Origin of the sequence: Actinocrinis sp. (genome assembly GCF_035653575.1) — a bacterium.
GTDB lineage: Bacteria > Actinomycetota > Actinomycetes > Streptomycetales > Catenulisporaceae > Actinocrinis.
In genome coordinates, this window is record NZ_DASRBQ010000072.1 from 25,761 (window position 1) to 32,924 (window position 7,164).

Consider the following 7,164-nt stretch of genomic DNA (forward strand, 5'->3'; position numbering starts at 1 on the left):
TAAATCCCATCCGAACCCTGATAATCAGGTCATGACCATCGCACCCGAGAGGATCACTCCGACCGCCGAAAGGATCGAACTTCCGCAGGACCCAGCGCCCGCGCTGCCACAGGTTCCCGAGCCGAGCACGCGCTGGCTGACCTGGGGCCTGACCACCGAGAACGGCGGGCTGCACAACATCGCCGACTACCTCGCGTACGCCGCGTTCGCCGACGGGCGCGAGCCCTACGCGCACGTGGTGGGCATCCCGGCGTTCAAGAAGGGCGAGTGGGCCCTGCCTGAGGGCGGCCTGCTCCTGCGCAGCATCGAGCGCAAGGGGTTCGCCAAGCGCGTCGCGATCGGCGACGGCTGGACGCTGGATCTGAGCAGGTGGCACGGCGGCAACGGAGAGGCGACGGTCACGGCGATCTCCCCGCAGTTGGCCCGCGAGGTGGCCGAGTGCGCGGCGAAGCTGGTCACCAAGAAGGTCAAGCGCAAGGACGACTCGGTACGCATGGGCTTCTGGCACCTGGCCAACAACGCCCAGCGCCAGGTCCGCGCGATCGAGGCGCCGGTGTGGGCGGACGTGCGCCGCAACTACGCGGCCAGCGTCGCGGCGCAGCTCGAGCGGCTCATGGCGGTCACCCCGCAGGAGGTCAACGGCCGGCTGATCCTGCTGCACGGCCCGCCCGGCACCGGCAAGACCACGGCGCTGCGGTCCCTCGGCCTGGCCTGGCAGAGCTGGTGCAAGATCGACTGCGTGCTGGACCCGGAGCGGCTGCTCGGCAGCCCCGGCTACCTGCTCCAGGTCGTGATGGGCGCGGAGTACGGCCACGGCTCCAACGCGGACCGCCGCAAGTGGCGGCTGCTCATCCTCGAGGACTGCGACGAGCTGGTTCGCGGCGGCGCCAAGCAGTCCGCGGGGCAGGCTCTGTCCCGGCTGCTCAACCTGACCGACGGCCTGCTCGGCCAGGGGCAGAACGTGCTGGTGGCGATCACCACGAACGAGGAGCTCGGCCGGCTGCACCCCGCGGTGGTCCGGCCCGGCCGCTGCCTCGCGCAGATCGAGGTCGGCCCGCTCCCCCGCGAGGAGGCGGCGAAGTGGCTCGGCGGCGAGGACGGCCTGGTCGGCCCGTCCGCGACGCTGGCGGAGCTGTACGCCCTCAAGGCGCGCGCCGAGAACGGGGCGAGCGGCGGCGGCGACCGGGACGAGGCGCCCGTGATGTCCGAGCCGATCTCAACCGGCCTGTATATCTAATTCGGTCGCGGTAACCGCGTCGTAGCGATCTGCGACGCGGCTACCAATTCACCTACCTCACCGAAAGTCGACCGAGAACGCAGGTTCGAACGGCGACCGGAGTGGGCACCTGCGCGTGAAGCCGCCATATACGGTCGGTCAACGACCAGCTGGAGCGCTGTTCCAGCCGACATCTGACGAGACGTCACACGGCGTGAGTGGTCAATTGATTCGCGTGACCAGAGTAGACCTGTTCGTCCTCAGCCGCCCGGAAAGTGCGTTTTTGCCGTCCGGCGGCGAGGTTATTCGAACGTAATATTTTCTTGGAAAGCCTGTTGCCCTAAGCGTTCGGCCTGGCAAGGTAGGGACGCCAAAAGCGACCGCGACGGTTGCAGAGTCTTGACTGCCGTCGGCGGGCGCCGAACCGCAAGGGGTAACACCATGTCTGGGCACAAACGCACGCCGGCCGACCGAACCGGAGGCCGGAGCGCCGCGCAACACCGCGGTCAGAACAGCGACATGCCCTCCGTCACAGGTCATGGTTTCGCCGACACGAATCAGCGTGGAATGAATCAATACGGCGCACATCAGCACGACTCGGCCGACTCGGAGCAACTCGGCCCGAATCAGCACGACGCGAATCAGTACACGGGCAGGCGGCGGGCCGGGTTCAACTCCGGCGACCAGGGCCGGCGATCCGGCTACGGTCACCGCTCTGAGCTCGGCATCGACGAGTCCGGATACCGGCTCACCGGTTCCGGCTCCTACGCCGACACTGCTACCGCTACCCACCGTGCCGCCGGCTCGAACCTCGACGGCGCCGCGACCTACGGCGCAGAACGAGCTTCCCGGCGCAGCGCCGGACGCCCGCGCACCCCCGGACGCCGCCGCGCGCCGGTTGCGGAGAACACGCGGCCTCACTTATCCGGCCGGCTCGCCAAGGCCGGGCCGCTCGCCCTCGCCATGGCGATCGGCGGCGCGGTGGCCGCCTTCGCCGCGCCCAACGCGCCAGCCGCGGCCACGCCGCCGGTCGTGACGTGTGCGCTGCGGGTTCCGGATCAGCCGTTGACCGCGCAAGGCCTCGCCACGCCCTACGAGCTGTCCGGCTTCGGCGGCCAGGGCTGCCACGAAGCCAACGCCGGTACGGCGGCCTTCGTGCAAGGGCTCATACTCGACCCGGCCACTGGCCAGCTGTCCGTCTACGACCCGCTGGTCATCGACCGAGGCAGTGAACCGGCTGTGGCCCCGGTGGTGCCGACCCTGCCCGCGAACGCGATCGTCGCGCTCTGGTTCGGCTTCAACGGCAACGTGCTCACCTTGGAGGGCAACGGGGTTCAGGACGGCGCCTGCGTCAACGGCACGGACGGTTCGCCGTTCGGCCAGTTCGCCTACTGCAACGCGCCGGCTCTGTTCACGGCCGCGCACACCGCGATCACGCAGGGCAAGCTCAAGATCCCGCCGATCGGCACCGCCGCGGACAAGCAGCCGTGCCCGACGACGCGTGACTTCGGCATCGTGGACCAGGACCAGAGCGACAACGTGACCACCACGTACCTCGTCCTGGCCGACGGGCGCACCGCGCAGAACACCCAGGCCGCCGCGAAGCAGCTGCGCGGCAAGGCCCCGACCGTGCTGGCCAACGGCAGTGACAACCTGCTGGTCGACCACTTCGTCGACCCGGCGCTCGATTGCGCGCCGTTCACCGCGCCGGATCTGGCGAACGACGGGTTCTCCGCCACCGCGCTGGGTCTCAACGAACTGCAGGCCGAGGCAGACCAGGCCGCACCGGTCGCCCTGGTGCCGCTCAACGACCCGATGGTGCTGAACAACGACGGCGCGCAGAACGATCAGAAGGCTGATCTTTACCGCGCCGGAGTGGACCAGCCGCCGCTGGCCCAGGTGCCTGGTTCCGCCGCGCAGTACTGCGCGAACCTGCGGACGCTCGGCGTCGCGCGCACGAAGCTGGATCGCACGCTGACGGACACGACCGTCTCGCCTGACACCGGCGCGGCGTCGAATCTGTTCACGTTCCTGGCGATGCGGCTTCAGCAGTCCTACGCGAACCTTGGTTGCCAGGAACTGCTGGGCATGCGCAACCCGGTTCATTTGAAGCTGAACGGGGCCGGCCTGGTGGTGGACGCCAGCTTCGACCGGGTGAACGTCGGTCCCTCGGCGAGCCCGAGCGCCAGCGCGAGCGCGGCGGCCAGCCCGAGCGCCAGCGCCGGCGCGGGAACCTCCGCGTCGCCGAGCGCCTCGGCCGTCGGTGCCGCCAGCCCGAGCGCAAGCCCGGTCACGGTCACCACGGCTCCGGCGCCTCCGGTGCAGAGCAGCACGCCCGCGACGACCGTGACGACGCCACCGGCCGCCACCTCGAGCAACGCCGCGCCGCCGCCTCCGGCAGCGACGCCGAGCAGCGCGAGCACGACGGCTCAAGGCGCGGCCGCCGGAGCGAACCACAGCTCGCCCGGACCGGTCGGGTCGGCTAGTGCGGGCGGCGTCGGCGGCGTCGGCGGGGTCACCGGCTCCGTCGGATCCGGGCAGCAGAACGGCCAGTCCGGCGGCAACTCGTCCTCGGACGGGGCCGCGGGCGTGGGCTCGGTCGGCGGCGTAGTCGGCGCCACGACGACCGGAGGCAAGCCGGTCGTCGCGGTGACCAGCACTCCGATCAGCGTCGCAGGGTTCGAGCACACGTACACTGCCGGTTCCGCCAACCCGAACAGCGCGCTGGCCGGGCCGGATCCCATGGCCAAGACCGGGTTCAGCGTCATGAACTCGCGGGTGTTCTGGGCGCTGGCCGGTGCGTTGATCGTGCTCTGCGCGTCGCTGCTGTACCAGCGCAGGCCGAAGCAGCGTAGGCAGAGCAGGCGCGGCACGTCTTGATGACGGTTACCGGCTCGTAAGGGCTGGGAGCTACTGCCAGACGAGGAAAAGGGGGAGCAGGAGGGAGCAGCTGAGCCGGGTCGCGCGGGCGGCCCGGCTCAGCCGTTCCTGGAGCCAGTCAAGGAGTGAACCGGCGGGCGGGCCGCTCTGCGATTGCAGCGCTGAAGTACGCGGCAGCCGCGCCGACCGGCGGGACGTCAGCCCACGGACGAATACGCCACCACGCGGCAAACCAGCCGCGCCAGGAAGGCCGTTAGCCGACCGAGGAGTACGCCACGACGCCGCGGCGCAGCAGGTCCACGGCAGCGTGCGCGGTGTCCCGGATCCGGGCCGAGTCGGCGCTCTGCGACGCCAGGGTCGCGGCCGCGTCGGCGAGCTGCCCGAGTAGGTCGATCAGCTGCTTGCACCAGCGCACGAAGTCTCCGGCGGGCAGGCCGACCTCCTCCAGCACCGTGTCCAGCCGGTGCCCGGTCGCCCACTGGTAGGCCGCCCACGCGAAACCGGCGTCCGGCTCGCGCTGGAAGTCCACCGAGTAGTCGCCCTCCAGGTCGTGCAGGGTCAGCCACAGCCGCACGGTGCGCTCGATCGCCTCGTGCGCCTTGCCCTTCGGCAGCCGGGGCGGGCCGTAGTCCTCCGTGTTGCGCGCCTCGTATACCAGCAGCGAGACCGCCGAGGCCAGCTCCGCCGGGGTCAGCCCGTCCCACACCCGTTCGCGCAGGCACTCGGCGGCCAGCAGGTCCAACTCCGAGTAGATGCGCGCCAGCCGTCTGCCCTCCGAAGTCACCCGCTCGCCGTCGAGGTAGCCCAGGACCGTGAGCACCGAGCACACCCGGTCGAAGGTGCGCGCGATGGAGTGAGTACGACCCTTGACGCGCTTGTCCAGGCCCTCGGTCTCCCGCTCCAGGCGGTAATAGCGCTCGGCCCAGCGCGCGTGGTTCTCGCGGTCCTCGCAGCCGTGGCACGGGTGCGCCCGCAGGGCCTTGCGCAGCCGGCCGATCTCAGCGTCGTCAGCGGCTGTCGACCGCTCGCGGCGCGGGCGCACCGGCTTCTCGCCGTCACTGAAACCGGCCTTGGTGCGCAGCGTCGCGGCCAGGTCGCGGCGGGCCTGCGGCGACTTGTGGTTGAACGTCTTCGGGATGCGCATCCAGCCGGTCGGCTCGACCGGTACCGGGAAGTCGAGCATGGAGAGCGTGACGACCTGGCGCTCGGCGGTCAGCACCCGCGGCCGCGGGCCGTCGCGTCCGGCGTCCAGGCCCGGATCCAGCACCACGGCGAGCCCGGCCTTGCGCCCGGCCGGCACCACGATGATGTCGCCGGTCTTGAGCGCCTCGAGGGCCGAGGCCGCGGCCGCGCGGCGTTGGGTCGCGCCCTGCCGGGAGAGCTCGGCCTCCCGGTCCGACAGCGAGCGGCGCAGGCCCATGTACTCCTCGAAGTCGCCGAGGTGGCAGGTCATCGCCTCCCGGTAGCCCTCAAGCGCCTCCTGGTTGCGGCGCAGCTGCCGGGTCAGGCCGACCACCGCCTTGTCCGCCTGGAACTGCGCGAAGGAGCTCTCCAGCAGCGCGCGGGCGCGCACCTTGCCGACCTGGCCGACCAGGTTGACCGCCATGTTGTACGAGGGCTTGAACGAGGAGCGCAGCGGATAGGTGCGGGTGGAGGCCAGGCCGGCCAGCGCGCGCGGATCGAGTCCTGGCCGCCAGACCACCACCGCGTGGCCCTCGATGTCGATGCCGCGCCGCCCGGCCCGCCCGGTCAGCTGGGTGTATTCGCCGGGGGTGATGTCGGCGTGGAACTCGCCGTTCCACTTGACCAGCGACTCGAGCACCACGCTGCGCGCCGGCATGTTGATGCCCAGCGCCAACGTCTCGGTGGCGAACACCGCCTTGACCAGGCCCGCCGCGAACAGCTCCTCGACGATCTCCTTGAAGGTGGGCAGCATTCCGGCGTGGTGCGCCGCGACGCCGCGCTCGAGGCCGTCGGCGAAGTCGTGGAATCCCAGGACGTTGAGATCCTCGGCGGGCAGTTCGGCGCAGCGGACGGACACGTGCGCGCGCACCTTGGTGCGCTGCTCCTCGGTCAGCAGCCGGACGCCGGAACGCAGGAACTGCTGCACCGCGGCGTCGCAGCCGGCCCTGGAGAAGATGAAGGTGATGGCGGGAAGCAGGCCTGCCGAGTCGAGCCGCTCGATGACGTCGACCCGGCTGGGCGGCGGCGGGATCCGCCGCGGACGCCCTCCGCGGGAGCCGGGGCGTCCGCCGCCGAAGGAGGACGCGCCAGCCCGCCCGCCTCGGGGCGCGAAGCCGAAGCGCTCCTCTTCGCGGGCGAAGCGCACCAGCTCCGGGTTGACCCGCGCCACGTCCGCCTCGTGCGGGTCCGCGCCCGCGTACAGGTCGTAGAGCTTGCCCCCGGCGAGCACGTGCTGCCAGAGCGGGACCGGCCGGTGCTCGGAGACGATGATCTTCGTCTCGCCGCGCACGGTTTCCAGCCACTCGCCGAACTCCTCGGCGTTGGACACGGTCGCGGAGAGGGACACCAGCTGTACCGACTCGGGCAGGTGGATGATCACCTCTTCCCAGACCGCGCCGCGGAACCGGTCGGCGAGGTAGTGCACCTCGTCCATGACCACGTAGCCGAGGCCGTCGAGCGCGGTGGAGCCGGCGTAGAGCATGTTGCGCAGCACCTCGGTGGTCATCACCACCACCGGCGCGTCACCGTTGATCGAGTTGTCCCCGGTCAGCAGGCCGACGCTGTCCGCGCCGTGCCGCTTGACCAGGTCGCCGTACTTCTGGTTCGACAGCGCCTTGATCGGCGTGGTGTAGAAGCACTTCGTGCCCTCACCGAACGCCAGGTGCACCGCGAACTCCCCGACGACGGTCTTCCCGGCTCCGGTCGGCGCGCACACCAACACCCCGTGGCCGTCCTCCAGCGCGGCGCACGCCCGGCACTGGAACGGGTCGAGCTCGAAGGGCAACAAGCCGGCGAACTCGGCGAGCCGGGGCCGAGCGGCCCGTTCACGGAACTCCGCGTAAGCCTGGGCGGGAGAACGGCTAGCCACCTCTCCAGGCTGTCAT

The 7,164-nt window shown here is 70.9% G+C and carries 3 protein-coding genes; 2 read left to right on the plus strand and 1 reads right to left on the minus strand.

The annotated features are described in order from the left end of the window. Positions 1-31: 31 nt before the first annotated feature. A complete protein-coding gene (locus tag VFA06_RS10575) occupies positions 32-1,237 on the plus strand; it encodes a DUF5925 domain-containing protein (protein ID WP_324840298.1) in 1,206 nt (401 codons plus the stop codon). A 498-nt stretch (positions 1,238-1,735) separates the two neighbouring features. Beyond that, positions 1,736-4,096 (plus strand): hypothetical protein, encoded by a 2,361-nt coding sequence (locus VFA06_RS10580; RefSeq protein ID WP_324840299.1) that lies wholly within the window; start codon positions 1,736-1,738, stop codon positions 4,094-4,096. A gap of 253 nt (positions 4,097-4,349) precedes the next feature. On the opposite strand, the gene VFA06_RS10585 is transcribed toward VFA06_RS10580, so the two are convergent. After that, a complete protein-coding gene (locus tag VFA06_RS10585) occupies positions 4,350-7,148 on the minus strand; it encodes a DEAD/DEAH box helicase (protein ID WP_324840300.1) in 2,799 nt (932 codons plus the stop codon). Between the last annotated feature and the right edge of the window lie 16 nt (positions 7,149-7,164).

Excerpts from the sequence above, each read along its gene's own strand:
- VFA06_RS10575 (WP_324840298.1), top strand. The coding sequence starts at position 32 with ATGACCATCGCACCCGAGAGGATCACTCCGACCGCCGAAAGGATCGAA.
- VFA06_RS10580 (WP_324840299.1), top strand. The coding sequence starts at position 1,736 with ATGCCCTCCGTCACAGGTCATGGTTTCGCCGACACGAATCAGCGTGGA.